The organism is Rhodosalinus sp. FB01 (assembly GCF_041365715.1).
Classification (GTDB): domain Bacteria; phylum Pseudomonadota; class Alphaproteobacteria; order Rhodobacterales; family Rhodobacteraceae; genus Rhodosalinus.
Map to the genome: position 1 here is coordinate 1 of NZ_JBGFSH010000054.1, position 532 is coordinate 532.

1 pseudogene is annotated in these 532 nt (G+C 72.6%); it reads left to right on the forward strand.

Features of this window, described 5'->3' with window-relative positions:
• A pseudogene (locus AB6A65_RS16525) lies at window positions 1–532 on the forward strand (ATPase); the annotation flags it as partial.

Below are 532 nucleotides of genomic sequence, written 5' to 3' on the forward strand. Positions count from 1 at the left end.
GGGGTCGGGCGAGACCATTCCGACCTTGCGGGCCGACGAGGGCGATCTCGGCCGCGCCGTCTCCCAGGTCTGGAGCGTGGTCATGGCCTCCAACCGCACGCCCTGGGTCTTCCGCTTCGCGGGCCAGCCCACATGGGTTGTCCCAGACGACGAGGGGCGGCCCGTGGCGACCATGCTCAACGAGGAGCGCCTGCGCCACATGCTGGCGCGGCTCGCCCGCTGGGTCCGCGAGAACGCCAAGGGCGAACTGCTGCCCGCGCCGCCGCCCGTCGCCGTGGTGAAATCCGTGCTCGCCACGCCCGACCCGGCGCTGCCGGTGCTCACGGGCATCGTCAACACGCCGGTCTTCGGGCGCACCGGCACGCTCATCACCACGCCGGGCTATCACCCCGACGCCCGGCTGCTCTACGTGCCCGCCCCGGGCTTCACTGTGCCCGATATCCCCAGGCGGCCGACCGACGAGGACATTGGCGCAGCCCGCGCCCTGATCTGCGAGGACCTGCTCGGCGACTTTCCGTTCACCGGCGAGGCC